16 protein-coding genes are annotated in these 14,737 nt (G+C 61.4%); 4 read left to right on the forward strand and 12 right to left on the reverse strand.

Translation table 11 applies throughout. The features are described 5' to 3' along the window. From OG738_RS03655 to OG738_RS03695, 9 genes are all read right to left on the reverse strand, one after another. The gene (locus tag OG738_RS03655; protein ID WP_329051192.1) at window positions 1-639 is read right to left on the reverse strand and encodes an ImmA/IrrE family metallo-endopeptidase; all 639 of its coding nucleotides are present in this window, start codon (window positions 637-639) and stop codon (window positions 1-3) included. Next, a complete protein-coding gene (locus OG738_RS03660) occupies window positions 599-976 on the reverse strand; it encodes a helix-turn-helix domain-containing protein (RefSeq protein WP_329051194.1) in 378 nt (125 codons plus the stop codon). The genes OG738_RS03655 and OG738_RS03660 overlap by 41 nt, the downstream gene beginning before the upstream one ends. A gap of 72 nt (window positions 977-1,048) precedes the next feature. Further along, window positions 1,049-1,879 carry a replication-relaxation family protein gene (locus tag OG738_RS03665; RefSeq protein WP_329051196.1) on the reverse strand — a complete coding sequence of 277 codons (831 nt, stop codon included), beginning with the start codon at window positions 1,877-1,879 and terminating at the stop codon, window positions 1,049-1,051. A 130-nt stretch (window positions 1,880-2,009) separates the two neighbouring features. Continuing rightward, window positions 2,010-4,316 carry a helicase HerA domain-containing protein gene (locus tag OG738_RS03670; protein WP_329051197.1) on the reverse strand — a complete coding sequence of 769 codons (2,307 nt, stop codon included), beginning with the start codon at window positions 4,314-4,316 and terminating at the stop codon, window positions 2,010-2,012. Window positions 4,317-4,598: 282 nt separating this feature from the next. Beyond that, complete coding sequence (locus tag OG738_RS03675) at window positions 4,599-5,186, reverse strand: hypothetical protein (RefSeq protein WP_329051198.1); 588 nt, start codon at window positions 5,184-5,186, stop codon at window positions 4,599-4,601. Window positions 5,187-5,243: 57 nt separating this feature from the next. Then, entirely contained in the window at window positions 5,244-5,750 is a 507-nt protein-coding gene (locus OG738_RS03680) for an MT-A70 family methyltransferase (RefSeq protein ID WP_329051199.1), read from the reverse strand. Window positions 5,751-5,924: 174 nt separating this feature from the next. Beyond that, on the reverse strand, window positions 5,925-6,194 hold the full coding sequence (locus tag OG738_RS03685; RefSeq protein ID WP_329051201.1) for a hypothetical protein: 270 nt from the start codon (window positions 6,192-6,194) through the stop codon (window positions 5,925-5,927). Window positions 6,195-6,527: 333 nt separating this feature from the next. Then, window positions 6,528-6,767, reverse strand: a complete 240-nt coding sequence (locus tag OG738_RS03690) for a hypothetical protein (RefSeq protein ID WP_329051203.1) — start codon at window positions 6,765-6,767, stop codon at window positions 6,528-6,530. A gap of 303 nt (window positions 6,768-7,070) precedes the next feature. After that, window positions 7,071-7,364 (reverse strand): hypothetical protein, encoded by a 294-nt coding sequence (locus OG738_RS03695; protein WP_329051204.1) that lies wholly within the window; start codon window positions 7,362-7,364, stop codon window positions 7,071-7,073. Window positions 7,365-7,601: 237 nt separating this feature from the next. Between OG738_RS03695 and OG738_RS03700 the strand changes: the two genes are divergently transcribed. The 4 genes from OG738_RS03700 (at window position 7,602) to OG738_RS03715 (ending at window position 11,886) form a co-directional block, all read left to right on the forward strand. Next, the gene (locus OG738_RS03700) at window positions 7,602-9,098 is read left to right on the forward strand and encodes a hypothetical protein (RefSeq protein WP_329051205.1); all 1,497 of its coding nucleotides are present in this window, start codon (window positions 7,602-7,604) and stop codon (window positions 9,096-9,098) included. Window positions 9,099-9,342: 244 nt separating this feature from the next. Next, window positions 9,343-10,560 (forward strand): AlbA family DNA-binding domain-containing protein, encoded by a 1,218-nt coding sequence (locus OG738_RS03705; protein WP_329051206.1) that lies wholly within the window; start codon window positions 9,343-9,345, stop codon window positions 10,558-10,560. 26 nt (window positions 10,561-10,586) lie between these two features. Beyond that, on the forward strand, window positions 10,587-10,784 hold the full coding sequence (locus OG738_RS03710) for a hypothetical protein (RefSeq protein ID WP_329051208.1): 198 nt from the start codon (window positions 10,587-10,589) through the stop codon (window positions 10,782-10,784). Between the two features lie 568 nt (window positions 10,785-11,352). Beyond that, window positions 11,353-11,886 (forward strand): hypothetical protein, encoded by a 534-nt coding sequence (locus OG738_RS03715; protein ID WP_329051209.1) that lies wholly within the window; start codon window positions 11,353-11,355, stop codon window positions 11,884-11,886. 85 nt (window positions 11,887-11,971) lie between these two features. Here the strand turns inward: OG738_RS03715 and OG738_RS03720 are convergent, their stop codons facing one another. From OG738_RS03720 to OG738_RS03730, 3 genes are all read right to left on the reverse strand, one after another. After that, window positions 11,972-12,472 carry an LppA family lipoprotein gene (locus tag OG738_RS03720; RefSeq protein WP_329051210.1) on the reverse strand — a complete coding sequence of 167 codons (501 nt, stop codon included), beginning with the start codon at window positions 12,470-12,472 and terminating at the stop codon, window positions 11,972-11,974. 107 nt (window positions 12,473-12,579) lie between these two features. After that, the gene (locus OG738_RS03725) at window positions 12,580-14,349 is read right to left on the reverse strand and encodes an alpha/beta hydrolase (RefSeq protein WP_329051212.1); all 1,770 of its coding nucleotides are present in this window, start codon (window positions 14,347-14,349) and stop codon (window positions 12,580-12,582) included. A 17-nt stretch (window positions 14,350-14,366) separates the two neighbouring features. Continuing rightward, the gene (locus OG738_RS03730; RefSeq protein ID WP_329051213.1) at window positions 14,367-14,675 is read right to left on the reverse strand and encodes a hypothetical protein; all 309 of its coding nucleotides are present in this window, start codon (window positions 14,673-14,675) and stop codon (window positions 14,367-14,369) included. Window positions 14,676-14,737: the final 62 nt, after the last annotated feature.

Consider the following 14,737-nt stretch of genomic DNA (forward strand, 5'->3'; position numbering starts at 1 on the left):
TTACGCGGCACACGCTGAGTAGGATGGATCGTTGACCGGCGTCCGGGCGACTGCGCGCCAAAACTTAGGCGCGCCAATTAGCCCAAGCTTTTCCAGCCGGGTTTGCATAGCCTCATACGAGACGTTGAACGCACTGGCCGCCAAGGCGGTATCTTGCATATCAAACCAGGCACGCTTCACAAGCTCTGTCGGCATAAGAACATGTGCGGCGAAATCATTGGCGATAGCCTCGATGAGTTCGCTGCGATTCTGCTCATCGCGGCCCAGTTTTGCGTAGAGGACAGGATGGTCATAGAAGTCGAGAGCGTGTTTAAGCTCATGCAGAACACTAAAGCGCTGCCGGGTATAGGGTTCGTTTTCGTTAATGAAGATCCGGAGCTCCCCGCCGGGCTTGTCCATAGTCAGGCCGCTATTCTCGCCAAGTACGTAGCTTGGCACCAACAAAACCGGTATCGCGGTCTGCTCGAATAGCCACTGCACGTCAACCGCTGGAGTGTTCTCGTCGGCCAGGGCACGCACTTGGTACGCTTGCTCCCGGCCGTCGTGAAGGTTCTGGCCGTAAGTCATTGGCCGCCTCGGCACGAATGAGCGCCAGTAATCAATCAGGGCAATCATGTCTTTCTTGCTCGGCTTCTTCACTCGGTGCCTCCTTCTGCTTATGTAGGTATTGCACGAGGCCAGCTAACATGTCAGCCTCCTCTTCGGTGGCACCAAGCGCGCGCAGGAAGTAGTCGCGCGGTTTCGGTAAGATGCTGGAGGGCTTGATGCCGATACATTCGAGCAGTTCACTTGGGTCAACGTGGAGCGCCTCTGCTATTTTTTGCAGCAGCTCGGCTGACGGGTTCTTCTTGCTCCCTTTTTCTAGGTGTGCAATGTAGCCGTGATCCACACCAACTTCGCCCGCGAGCTGTCGCAGCGTCAGCTTCGATTGCTCCCGCGCGAGGCGAATGCGGTGCCCAAGTTCGTTGTCGTTCACATGGCCCTCCTGCTTAACAGGTCCATTGTCCCATATTAGTGGTCTATAGACAACGAGTAGAATGTACAACGCTCACCCGTCGAGAACGTTAACTAGATGGGGTACTGCCTGCTCAAAACGCACCGCATGAATCAGGCGATCAGCCGGGTCAGGAAGGCCCGAAACCAGCTCTTGTATAGCCTTTAGCCTGTTTTCGATGACCAATGGCTTTTCGTGCGACACAACGACCAATACGCGTGGAATGGTGCCGTCAGGGCCGACTTGCCCGGCATTGGCAAAGTCTACGTAGGCCAGCAGCTTGTGTCGCAGCGTCGGCAAGCTCTCGGTGGCCCTGTCCAGCTCAATCACCCACGAGTCCTCAATGTTGCCAGCCTGCAGCAGGAGCGAGGCGTCCGGCTTCATCAGACCGCCGAACCCGTTCGGGTAAGCCGCCGTCGCCTCGACCGCCCACCGAGCCAGCGTCACGGCGCCAGTTTGCTCTTGCTCACGGAGCTGCACACCCAACTCGCTGACGTCGAGGCTGTGCTTGAGAAACCGTTCGCCGGGCGTCCACGGCCGCCGTGCGCGCGTCGGCAGCTTGACGGCCGACTCAGCAGCAAGCAGCGGCAGGACGCGCTGACCGGCGATACCCGGCGCGAACACCAGGCCGTCGCTGCCGGATCGCGCTCCGCCGACTCGGCGATCCAGGATGGCCAGCACGCCGAGCGTGACGAGGCGAGCGAGGACCTTCCGGCGAATACGATCACGAGCAGTAGGCGCGATGGTGACGAAATGTAGTCGACTGAGTTGGGCTCCGCTGAGGACTCGGTTACGACCAACGTCTACCAAGATGGCGCGATCACGGTCGCTCAGGCTGTCGAGGATACGTTCGAGTGCGCGGCCCCTCAGCCGGGCCGCCGTCACGACGAACCTCTGGGTGGGGGTACGTGAGTCGTTGGACAAAACGGCGATGCTCCCTCGCCTGACCTCGGAAGACCGCCCGGCGCACTCGACGCGACCGGACCGCCGAGCGGTGCGGCGAACGGACCGGCAATCATGATCGGCCTCCGCGGCTTCGCCGACCGAATGCAGCACCACCGCTGGTCGATCCGGGAGGCGCAATACGGGCCTTGATCACTGCTTCGACCTCCGCTCGCGGGACGCCGTAGCGTTGCCGGCTGGCTCCCGCCAGCTCGTCAGCGTCCCGGAGCACCGGCCCGAGCGGCAGGGTCGTCATGGTGAGCGGCGGTAGGGTAACGCCGTTGACACACGGCTTCATGGCCACCTCGTAGCGCGCCAGCCCGGTGAGGTCGTCCGCAGTCAGAGGCGCGAAGTGTTTGGCGAGCAATACTGCGTCGTCATGCTGCACCCTGAAGCTGAGCTGGGTCAGTACCGTCCCGAGCAGCGCAGCCCGTATCGACTCCGGCGCTTGGCTCAGGTACTGCATGGCGGTGACAACGCCGAGACCCAATCCTCTGGCCTGGCTGTACATATCGGCCAGCGGCACTGGTAGGCGCATGACGTCCGCCGCCTCGTCGATGTAGGCGAACACGGGGTGCCGCTTCTCCGCAGGCACGCGCACGCGCGCCAACGTGGCTTGCCAGAACAGGGAGATGATCAGCGAGCCGAGCAGGTTGGCCGTTTCAGTACCCAGCGTGCCCTTCGCCAGGGAAACCAGGACGACTGATCGGTCCCGGAAGACTGAGCGCAGGTCGACACCGCACGACTGACCGACCATGAGCTTGATCGCGGTCCGGCTGGTGAAGGCTTCGACCTTCGTCAAGATCGGCGCAATGACCTGCTGACGCTCACCATCGGACAGTGCATCGTGACGGAGCCAGTACGCCCGCACGGCGTCAGGCACACCGGGCTGTCCAACCAGGAACCGCCGGAAGGCTGGTTGTGTCAGCAGCGGCACCAATTCAGCCAGAGTCAGAGCCGACCCCTCGGCACCGTGTCCGTTGGTGAGGAGCGTGAGCCCCATCCGTAGGAGTGCGTCCGAGCGAGGGCCCCAGAAATCCGACCAGATAGAGCGGAAGACATGTAGCACGTTGTCCACCACCAGTTCGCGGCTCGCTTCATCGCGCGCCTGGCCGAGGACGTTCAAACCGACAGGCATGTCGCGCCGGGCTGCATCGAGAACCACGACCCGTTCGGCATCGCGATCGTTGATCCGCGCCAGCACATCGGTAACCAGGTCTCCCTTGGGGTCGACGACAAAGACACCGCGTCCAGCGGCGATGTCGTCATTGATCATGGAAGCGAGCAGCCAGGATTTTCCAGCTCCGGTGGGAGCAAACACGGCCATGTGCCTGAGGCGATCTTCCGCCGCCAACGTAATCGTTCGGTTGCTCATGCCAGGGTAGTTACTCACGCCCAGCGAAATTGCATTGCGCCGTGCCAGGTTCGGCGGTGGCGGGAGCTGTCGCGCGGCATGCAAGTTCAGTCCGGGCAAGAAGATGCTGGCTCCGGTCGGCAGAGCGACGAGGCTACTGAGTTCGTGCGCCCCGAGTAGAAATGGCCACACCGTGACCGGTAGAGCGTGCTTCACCATGCGCGTCGCGACAACCGCAGGCGGCAGCCAACGGCGGACGATCCGGACACCGGGAGCGTTCGCGCCATGCAGCGTGCCCCAGGTGCGATGCAGCAGGGACCACGCTTGCGCGCGGCTCGGTGCACTTACGCCGAGTCGTAGGCTCACGTGCAGCAAGGGTTGACTGCGCTTGTCTCTCAGCGCACGGACCGCCTCGGCGTCGGCCGATGGCTCACCTTCCATGAGGTAGGCAGCCCACCAGCGGTCCTCACGATTTGGCGAGGCGCTATGTACCGGCTCCGGCGTTCCCGCGCTGGTCATGATGACCTGGAGGCGAACTTCGTTGTCGCCAGACAGAGGTTGCAGGGACTCCAGGAACGCGGTGCTGGTCGCCTCTGCCCGTTCTACGGCTAACGGCCGATGGCGGCTCGTGGCGGTGAACTCGCCAGCAGCGAGAAATTGAGGCTGCTCGCCCACAAACTCAGGCGCTTCTTCAACCCGTGCGCCGGGCAAGCCCGCGCGAACGCTACCTAAGAACTTCGCCTCGGCGCTCTTTGGCACCAGTAGGTAGTGCTCGATGCCGCGTGCAGTGGCGACGACCTGAAGTTCAAGGGGCGACGTCGGCAGAAGTGACCATTGAGGCGCGGTTGTCGTTGCGGCCACCATGCTCAACCATCTGGTCACGTCGTCAATCGTGAGCTTGGCCGGCAACCGCAACCTATACGCGGTCAGTGCTTCCCGCCAGGCAAGTGCGGCGAAGGCCCGCGCACCCGCGATGGTCCCGAGAATTGCCAGCCCGCCGATGGTGATGATTAGTGCCAGTGTCATGTACCCTCCCTTCTATTTCCTTCATAATCTTCCAACTCGTCCGCTCGCGCTGCTGCCTGCAACTGTTTGCCGAGCGCAATGACCGCTTGCACAAGTAGGGCTATATCCACCTCCTGACGGGGCTTGCCCTTGATCCGAATTTCCCACTGCCGCACCGTCTTTGTTGTCTAAGGACAACAACCTCCCATTGTTTATGCAGTATCGTGACCACAAGGTCAACTATGTTACAAAATTCCACAACGCCGATCGGTCCGTCTGGACCTCAAGAAAAGCACCAACGAACTACGCAGATGGCGCGCTGCGGACGTGTTTGAGCAGCGTCCCCGCAACCTCGTTCGACACGCGGAGCCCTGCCCGCAGCCTGTCCCGCGTGATGGCTCGCCCCGTCGCAGCGCGGTGCTCAGCGTCGAGCTGCCGAGCGCGTTTGACCAGCTCGGCTGACGGCGCGGGGTGTTCGTCCTGGACAGCGGCGGACGAATGAGGACCGTCCGGGACGACCACCGGCTGGTTGGCTGCGGCATGCAGCAGACCGAGCAGCCGCGGTCCGACCTCGCTCCAGCCAATGAGCAGCAGAGGAGCAATGGCGTCGAAGCAGGCCCGTCCGACCTGACCTGCCGCGATCGCCTGCGTCGTGTTGAGCGCCACCGTCACCAGGCCGCAGCTCACCAGCAACAGCCGAGGCCCGATGAGCCGGTCACCGGCGCCCTGAGTTCGGAGGTACTGCACCGTTGCCAGCAACGTCACGACCGACAGATCGACGGCCGGCGCCACGAGCGGAGCAATCCAGCCGGGCACCCCGAGCGCCAGCCCGAGATGCCAGCCGTTGCCGAAGCCGAAAGCGAAGGCCAGGCCCGCGATGACGAAGGCCACGGAGGTCACCATTCGCCGTACGGCCGCAGCCGTCCGGTGATCGGTCACCGCCATGCCTCACAGTGCGACATCACAGCTCACCTCGTTGCCCCACACTTCCCAGCCAGATCGGGCCCGACGGGCGAACAGCTCGAGCCGCGGTGCAGGCGAACACCGCTCGACGACCGCATATACCTCTTCGGGCTTGTGCGAATGTGCTTGTACCGGTGCGAACAGCCACGTTGGCTGACTCCGGTACAAAATCGGAGCCCGACCGCGGACCGCGAACAGCAGTTGCTCGCTGGCGTTGCGCAGGTAGACGCCCAGACCCAGTCGCGGCTTGACCCAGGTAATGAGGTTGACGTACCGAAAACCCCACGCCTCGATGACCTGCTGCGCCACCGGAAGTGCGGCGTTTGTGGTCCACAGCCAGAGGTGAGCGTTGTCGTCGGCCAGCCGATCGACGCGCAGCGAGCAAATCTCGTCGATGGACATCAGCGGATAGTGTCGCTCGGCCCCGAGACTGCCGCACTGTTGGATGTCCCAGGGCGGGTCGGCCAGGATGGTTCGATACTTTGTCGTCACCGGCTCACCGCGACTCCTTTCGTTTGATCCACTGACTGTGGAGGGACGCCGCGAGGACGGCGATTCGCCTCTCTCGAACGTATTGCATGAATGCCTCGTCCTTGCCGACGAGCTGTCGGCGGGTGCGTCTGGGCATGTATCTCCTGTCTGTGGAATTGCTGATTGGTGGCCGAATCACGACGGCCGATGCTCCTCGTGCGCCGTCGAGTTGGCGAACGTGTCCGACTTCAGGAACTCGGCCCGTGCCTGCTCGCGCTGCTTGGCGGCGTAGTCCAGCAGTCGCGACACGTGCTCGCACAGCTCATCCTGGATGAAGAAAGTCAACGCCGACATGCGCTCCGTCTCCTCCAGTCGCTTGACGACCTGCTCCAGCAGCTTCGACAGCCGCCGGAGCTGCACCGCCAGATCACCGGGCGGCGGGCTGGGGGTAGTGGTGTTGCTCATTTCCAAAGTCCCTTCTTCTTGGTGGTGCCCATCAGGTGACGGGCCGTACGAAGCCACTGGTGGGCACGGCCGAGGGTGTAGCCGGCCAGGCCAGCAGCGGCCATGAGGAGGACGGTGCTCACGCCTTGCCCAGTCGGACGATCGCGCGACCGGCCCAGATGGCGAGGGCGACCACCAGCAGCCAGAAAACGGCGTGGGGCAACACTCCCCACAAGATCATCCCGAGAAACCAACAGACCAGTGGCAGGCACAGCAGTGCACAGCCAGCTTTTGCAAGCATGGGTATACTCCAATACGGAAAGATGAAAGTGAGAAAAGAGAAACAGGAACGACCTACCTGCGGCGGCCGACTGCCACCCAGATCAGGCCGCCGAGGATGGCAACGGCCGCAATGGCGACGAGCGCTGGATTCACGAGCGATAACAGCAAATCCCAGCCACCAGACACTGCTTGCCACAGACTTGGCGGCAAGACTGGTTGCAGGATGGAAGCCAAGAGCTTCAGGAATAGGCCAACAATGACCAGGCCCGCCAGGATGGCTACCAGACGACCAGCAATGGAGCTGCGGTTCATAGAGTTACACCTCCCCAATTCGAGAGAGAGAGAGAGAGAGATGCAGGCCGCATGGGGGCGCACGTCGGCGCAGGGTTGGAGATCAGCCGGTGCGTGAACTGTGGGAGCCGTGCGGCGACTGCCTGACACCGAGAACTCTGCCTCGCGGCTCACCTGTTACGGCAACCTAAGAAGTGCTTGCTGACTAGTCGAGCATTGCATTTGCGCTGCTCAAACCCGGTTTGCCGATCTGGCGGTTGACTAGTCAAGATCGTCGACAAAGAGGCTGGAGCGGTCCGCTGATGCGTGCGCGCCACACTCGTGTCAGGCGTCAGGGCTGGGTGCGTCGAGACCAGGAGGAAGAGGGCCAGGGATACCCGTATCCGGCGTCACTTCCCAGTATCCCGTCTCGTAATCTGGAGTGGGTTCGTCGTCATCCAGTCCCTCGTCAGGGTCGTACTTCCAGTCGTCAGCCAAAGCAGGCGAATCTACCCATTCCGGCGCTTTATACAAATCCCCGCTGGCAAGCAACCTCAAGTGCTCGATCTCGGCGGGATCCAGGTTCAAATAGTCGCCATGTTTATGAAGACCATTGTGATCTACTTCCTCGTACTCCATGCCTGGACGGTAGCCAGATGATTTAGCCCACTCCTCGGCGGCCGAGATACGTCTGTCCAGCTCCGTTTCGGAATCCAGGGGGCCATACTCATCGTTAGACTTTGGGGTTTTCTCAGACATAGATCAAAAGCTCGTTTACTATCCCTTTACTTATAACATTATAGTAAAGAAATGTCAATGATCTTGCGCTTTGATCTAAGCTCCATCGTCTTTGTCTTTACATCGATGAGGGGTCGCGTGTCCGAGCAAGACGAGCGTTCGCTGTACGCCAAATCGCTGCTCAGTCAACTTGAAGTGTTATCGCAAGGATACGGCTTGTGGCGCGACAACTTGCTCGCCTTCATGCAACAAACCACTCCCGATTTGCTGGCCTATTGGCAGATAGTCCCTGAAGGGAATGAAGACCATTTAAGAGACGCTGTTCAAAGAAGATTGTGGCACCACTTCAAGGCTATCCCCGCCAAAGAGGGCAAGCCGTGGACTGACGACCGGGCAGACATCTTTCGATTCGCATTCGGTGCCGGATTCAACCTTTCTGCCACAAAGAACCATGTTAGACTACGCGAGCGTCAAAGGCGTAGCGAGAAGGACTTCAAGGGGCGGCGCGGCTCCAGTTATGAAACTGCGTGCCGCTACCTGGACCAAGCCTCAGAAAAGATTGTTGAACAAATTCTCGATACCGGCTTTCGTCCCAGCTTGTCGCCGGACGCAGCGCAATTGTTACTTGCGGCGGAAAAAGCCGTCTCATTCAGTGAGTCGGCACCAGGCACGGCGCCACCAGCAGTCGCAGCACCACTACAGGAACAACTCGCCCCGCACCGCGCTCCTTGGAAAGTCCCCACCCTCACCGCCGTCGTCCTACTGGTGGTGACACTGGCCATATGGCAGCCCTGGCCTCACAAGACAACGGCCGGAAGTGCCCAGGCCGACGCCCCAGGCGCTAACCCCTCGACAAACATCGAATCCTCTTCAGCTGCGGTCGTCCCTCCGCAAGCCCCTGACATTCTCAAGATCGCATCCGTCGCGTATATGCAGGGTGTCCGGCAAGGCTTCTCCTTCGTGAGCCCACGACCGGTAACGCTCGCGCCAGACGACCTCTCGATGATCAACGGAATACCGAACGACTGGGACAAACTCTTTGCGTGGGCGCATGGCCGAAGTTGGGTGGTAACCAACGAAGCACTCCTGCAAATCGTCGTGAGCGACCCACTGTCAAAGACTGTGGTCATTACGAAAGCCGAGATTGCCAATCTGGAGTGCCGCAGCCCACTGAACGGCACATTGCTCTACTCGCCGCCGGCCGGTCAAAACAATGACCCACAAATGATCTTCGACCTCGATGCGCCGCAGCCAGCGGCACATATCTATCAAGACGGACAAGACCAAGGAATGTATTTCAGTGGGCCGAATGCCAAGAATATAACCGTGGCGTCAGACAAGCCGGAAACCATCCTGGTGCACGCAGTAACACAAAAGCAGTACTGCATATTCTCGCTCAAGTTCACGGCGACGTCGTCTGACGGCACCGTGGCATCCTATATCGCAAATGACCACGGCAAGCCGTTCGCGGTTACTGCGGCCCCGTATGGCAATCCCAATGATCTCCAAAAGTTCTCGATGTACAAGAATGTCTACGCAGGCGGCGTAGTCAGCCCGCATGAAAACGACGGTAGCCCGCCAGAGCATGCCAATGACTTCGTAGCCGTTGACCCAGCGACATACGACGGACACTAACCCGGCGTCGCCCCTTTCTCAAGTCAGTCAAGGCGTTTGAGCCCGTCAAGGACGCGTTGCATAAGCTGAGGATCGGGGCGCCGTAGCGGCTCCCGCTGGTAGGGTGTCAAAATCCGAACCTCCTGCGGCTATCACCGTCGATAGATGGTCGGATTCGGCCATGACCGGCCAGGGTGTAACTGGCCTCGTGTTACCAACGACTACTGCTGTCTAGTCCCCACGGCGCGAGGGAGCGATCCGACCCATGAACACACCACGCTGGCAACCGACGACTGAGGCCGAGCTGCGTGCCGCTATTGAGGACGGCACGCTCATGGAGAACCACTTCATCGACTGCAAGCGTGAGGTCAGCAGTAAGAGCGACAACCGCGAGACGGCTCGTGACCTTGCCAGCTTCGCGATTGACGGTGGTGTGGTTCTGATCGGCGTGGCGGAAGACAAGGCAACGCGGACCTTCTCGCTCGCCCCACAGCCGCTCTCCGGCCTGGCGGAGAAGATCGAAAACATCGCTGCCAACGTCATCGATCCGCCGCTCGACGTAACACCGATCCCGGTCCCGTCCCTTGCGGACACCGGTCTCGGCTACCTGTATGTCCGGGTTTCGCCGTCGCCGTTCGCGCCGCACATGGTTGACCACGTCTATTTTGGCCGTGGGGAGACGATCAAGCGAAAGCTTTCTGACGCTGACGTGCTCGTGGTGCATGCGAGACGACGGACAACGGAGGCTCTGATGGATGCGCTAATCGACGAGGAGATTGCCCGCGATCCTGTTGTGAACGTTGCGAGGAAGACAGGCCATCTCTACATGGTGGCGCAGCCGTTGACGGCACCGCCGGGCATCGGGCGGGCGTTCGTGCGGAGTGCTTCCCTGGCGACTCTCCATGCAATCACCAACCCGGCCGATGAGATCTTGCTGACAACAGGCCAACTTGGATCGTCAACCCCCCAGGAAGCCCAGTCGGTCATGAAACGGGCACAGGGTATTGCGCTCTGTACGCATGCCTTGGGACCCGGTCGCACCATGAATCCGCATGTCGATGAGCGGCATGCCCTCGATATTGAGTTTCGCGAAGACGGCGGTATTCGAGCTCTATTCTGCAACACGAGGATTTCTGTAAACGTCGAGGCACAGATTCTGCCAGCAATCCTTGAACGATCTGTCGGGAACTATGCCTACCGACTCGCATCATGGGCGGGCAACTACGCTGAGCGGATTCATTACCGTGGACAATGGGGTTTGGGGTTCTGCTTGCGCGGCATCCGCGGTCATGTCAATTCGGTGGACCAACCCTTCGCGACCCTGGAGGACAAGACCGCCTATGACGCCGACGAGTATCGTGAGATGGTTACGGTAACGCACGACCAACTTCAAGAAGGTGCTGGCAAAGTCGCGTCATCCTTGGTTGAGCGGTTGTTTCATGCGATCGACTACCCGAAGGACTTACGCATAATTTTTCCATAGCCTCGCCGCGCGGTGACCCGATATTGGTGATCGAACCCAGCTATCCCCTCGCCCGGGACGGCTCGCCAACCCTTGTAGCTCTGCCCCGCGTCCACATGCGGCTGTTCCACGAGGCGATGGAAGGCGTGGCGCACTACCTGGATGCCACCGACACGGGAATCCGCGAGATGATCAACACCGAGGACGAAGTGCGGGAAGCCATGATGGACCTTTACGGCCCGTAGTGGCCGGCCACGTCCGGTCTGCAAACATGTCCGGGTGACCACCGACCCCGGCGAGCAACTGTTCGAGCGCTACCTCGCGGCTCGCGGCTACGAGGCGCTGGCGTGTGAACCGAACGTAGACACGACGAAACGGCCTGACTACCTGTTCGGGCCGGGAGGAAGCCGAGCACGCCCCACGTCATAGAGACCGCACCTGCACGATCGACCGTCAGCAGCCCCAAAGGGTAGGACACCGTGGCGCACCAATTGTTACCGAGGCGCTCGTAACAGAGTTGAGGGCGGTAGGCGACTTCTGTGCGTGACAGTAGACCAGAGCGGCAAGACCACAAGGCGACCACGTCTAAGGCGGTGGAGTGGCGGGAGTGCGCTCAGAGGGAGGGGCCAGCTCTCTTTCGGCCTCCTGCTTACCTTTGTCGCTGTGACAGCATGCAGCGCTTCGCCGTCACCCGGAACAAGTCAGACGCCGACGGAGGTCCCACAGGCCGCGGCGACCACCGCTGCCCCAAGCACCACGACTGCCATCTCGCCGCCTGCGCCCGACTTTGGCCCTGTTGTGCAGCACGCGACCATGAACGCTATCGACAACGATGGCTACCAAGCCACCGTTGATATCAAGTGGCACGAGATCCGGCAGATTGATGCCGACTCGTTATTTCCCTCGTGTCACGACATGTTCGTTATCCCTGCTCAGGGAGGGATTCCCCCGGGCAAAGTATTTCACGCATCGGTGGTCGAAGCGTCGGCTACTTTTCCTTCGACCAACGGCTTTACGTGGCCAGACTCGAAATCGCTAACTTTCAGCCTGCAAGGAGGGAACGCAGATAGTCTTGAAGGCTTGGCTGTAACGACGTGCACTGACGGTGTGCCAAACTCTAGTACTGGACGTGTGCCAACCGACCTGTCGCCGCAGCAGTCAAGCCATCGGTACATGTTCGTAGATTCAGCCGAAAAGACCCCCGATAATCCTTCTGGCGCTTCAAAGACAGATACGCTGATTAAATCAAGACTCTCACTCGTCGATCTTACCTTGAAGAAGTGCAGCGGTACGGGTCTCGACGACGTAATAGGTGCCAGCCTGTGCAGGGTTTCATACCAACATTAGTGGTTGTGCTGCCTGGCATCGTCTGGTCGCTCAGGTCATCTTCCATCTGGGCGCTGACGATGCTGTCTCGTTCAAGGCTACTCCATTAGTACGTCGGCGGCTCGGCGGGCGTTCCCCGCCTCTTCGCCTCGGCGGTCAGATGACACCCCGTCCGCACCGTCAAACCCGTGTTCACCGCACTGCCAAACGTGACCTCGGAACCATCCGGCGCTCGAAACGTGACGTAGTGGTCACCTGGCTGGTTCTTGACCACGATCGGACCAGAGTCGAACCCGTAGGCCCGCAAGGTGGTGTCAACCGCAGCCTGCACTGCGCTCCACTGTTCGTCAGGAATCTTTCCCGCTGCCACCCAGTTCGGTAGCCCACGCTCCACAGCATCATCGGCGCGCAAGCCAGCATTGACCGCCGCGAATTCATTGCCACAGCCGGAACCTGACATGTCGTCGGTCTGGCGCCAGGTCAGGGCCGGAACGATGGCCGTCAACTGGTTCCGCAGCTTGACGTACATCTCGTCGTACGTTGCAACGGCTTGATCTATGTCAGGCCGCTTCAGTAGCTGGTTGAACTGCTCAGTTTTCTGGCTCACGGTTGTCTCCGGAGGTACGTCTGGTCCACAAGCGCTCACCACCAATGCCGTACAGAGGGTGGCGATCAGGACAAGGGTGCTTTTCATGGGGCTGTGGCTTGCTTTCGTCATCGTGGGAGCGGTGGTGGCTGCGGGTCGCGGCCAGGTGGCGACGGAATCGGCTGTCCTGGCGCCGGTGGCGGCGAAGGCACTTCCCACGGCTGCACGTGCCGCACCGTGAGATCGGATCGGCCGGCTACGACGTTGGCCATGTTGTACTGGCTGGTCGAGTTGTTGTCGAGGTACTGGCCGTGCTCGTGAGTGGCGTGTAGCGGCTGTCCACTGGCGCCGCTCGCGTCTCCCGTCGACAGTTGTTCAATGCTGGCCACGGAACCGCCGGAAATGCCCTCGTACGGGGATGTCCCAAAGTTGTGCGCGACGTCCAGCCGCGGTACCGGGTCCTGGTCGGACCACTCCGAGAACATGTGACCTTGCGGCACCTTCAGGTCGTTCGGCGTCTGCATGTCCAGGCCCGGCGACCCGAACACCACGGCGTCATGGACCGGCGTGGCCTGTTGTAGCGCGATGCCGGTGGTGAGGCTGCCGTAGGAGTGACCGAGCGCCGTCAGGTGCAGCGGCTGGTTCTGGACATCATGGGATGCACCGATTCCATTGAGGAAGCCGTCGAGCTTGTGGGCGCCGATCTTCGCGAGGTTGTCACTGCCGACCGACAAGTCAGGATTCAGCACATCCGGCGTCTGCGGCGCCTCGTAACCAATCCATGTGACGGTCGCAACTTTTCCGCCGTCTCCGTAGATGTTCGAGATCGACTGTGTCTGTTTCTGGAGGTTGTCCATGTCGCGGTCATAGCCGCCCATGCTGCCATCGACCGTCGAGGTGAAGCCGGGCGTGAAGACTGCTACGTGCTCAGCGGTGTCGATATTGCCGACCGCGATGGCCGCCTTCACGCGGTCACCCGACGTGTCCAGGGTCAGCAGCTGGCGGTTGCCTTGGGACAAGGTCGCGTCGATGGAGTCCAGCGACTTGAGTTTCGCCTCGATCTGGTCCTGCTTGGCCAGGGCATCGGACAGCAAGCCCGGCACCGGCCACGGCATGCCCTTGACCTGGTCGACGTAGGCTTGTGCGTCGGTGAGTTGGCGTTGGAGGTCGGCTCGTTCAGCGGGCATCCGGGCGACGTTGGCCTGCGAGCGCACCGCACCAGGCAATCCGTCGAGGTTGCCGAGCCAGTCCGGGTGGTCACGGAGCAAGATGGCTTGCCCGGCCGGAGATAGCGAGTTCCACCAGCCCGCGTTCTGGCCCGGAGTGCCGTCCTTTGGGGGTTCCAGCAGGGTGAGGCCGGGATCGAGAGCACCGTCGGCGGCTGCGGCGGCCACTGTGGTTTCGTCGCCGGTACCGAAGTCGCCGCTTTCGGCGCGTTTGAGGACGGACGCTAGGTCGTTGTCGATGTCGTCCGCCGTGCGCAACGCCTGGGCGATGGCGTCGGCTACCTCGGTCTGCACCCTCGCGCGGTCCTCGGGATGCATGTCCGCCGGCACTTTGCCGTCAGGGAAGCCATCGACAACCGTGCCATTGTCGGCGATCTGGTAGCCGTACTTGCGGGCGAGCTCTTCAGCGTTCGCAATGGCGTGCTGTACACCGGTGATGGCATCAGCGGCTTGCCCGATGGACTTGTTGACGATGCCGGCCCCGGCCGCCAACTTGTCGATTCGAAACATCAGGCCCTTATGGACAGACCCGGCGTTGTCGTTGGCTGGTCCTTCCCAACCCTCGACGGGGAACACCTTGCCGTAGTCGTCGCCGGAGTGGATGAGGATTTGGAGCCGCTGCTGCACGGTCCGAAAGATCTCGTCGAGCTGGCCGGTGTTCCACCGCTTCACGTCCGAGACGCTGACCATTAGCGCGGCCCCCGCAGCTTGCCCGCGTCGGCCGCAGCGTTGGCAGCGGCATGGTCGCCGGCCTGGTAGGTGTCGGCTGCCTTGACGAGGTCGGCGCCGCACTGCTCGCCATCGGTACACCAGCTCTTGAACGCCGTCTGCCACGAATTACTGAACGATGACGCCGCCCCGCTCGCGTTGCCACCCGGCAGAGCTGCGGTCACACCGCCTACCGGTCCGCCGCAGTCGGCGCCGCGAAGTTCCCCGATCGCGTCGCCAGCGGCCTTGCTCGCCGCGCGCAGTGCCTCCGGTACCGTCCGGAATCCCATTGACGCGTCCCCTCCCGTAGTCGCGTGGTAACCCTACGGGAGGGGACGCCCGGTGCTCAACG

The organism is Amycolatopsis sp. NBC_01488 (assembly GCF_036227105.1).
GTDB lineage: Bacteria > Actinomycetota > Actinomycetes > Mycobacteriales > Pseudonocardiaceae > Amycolatopsis.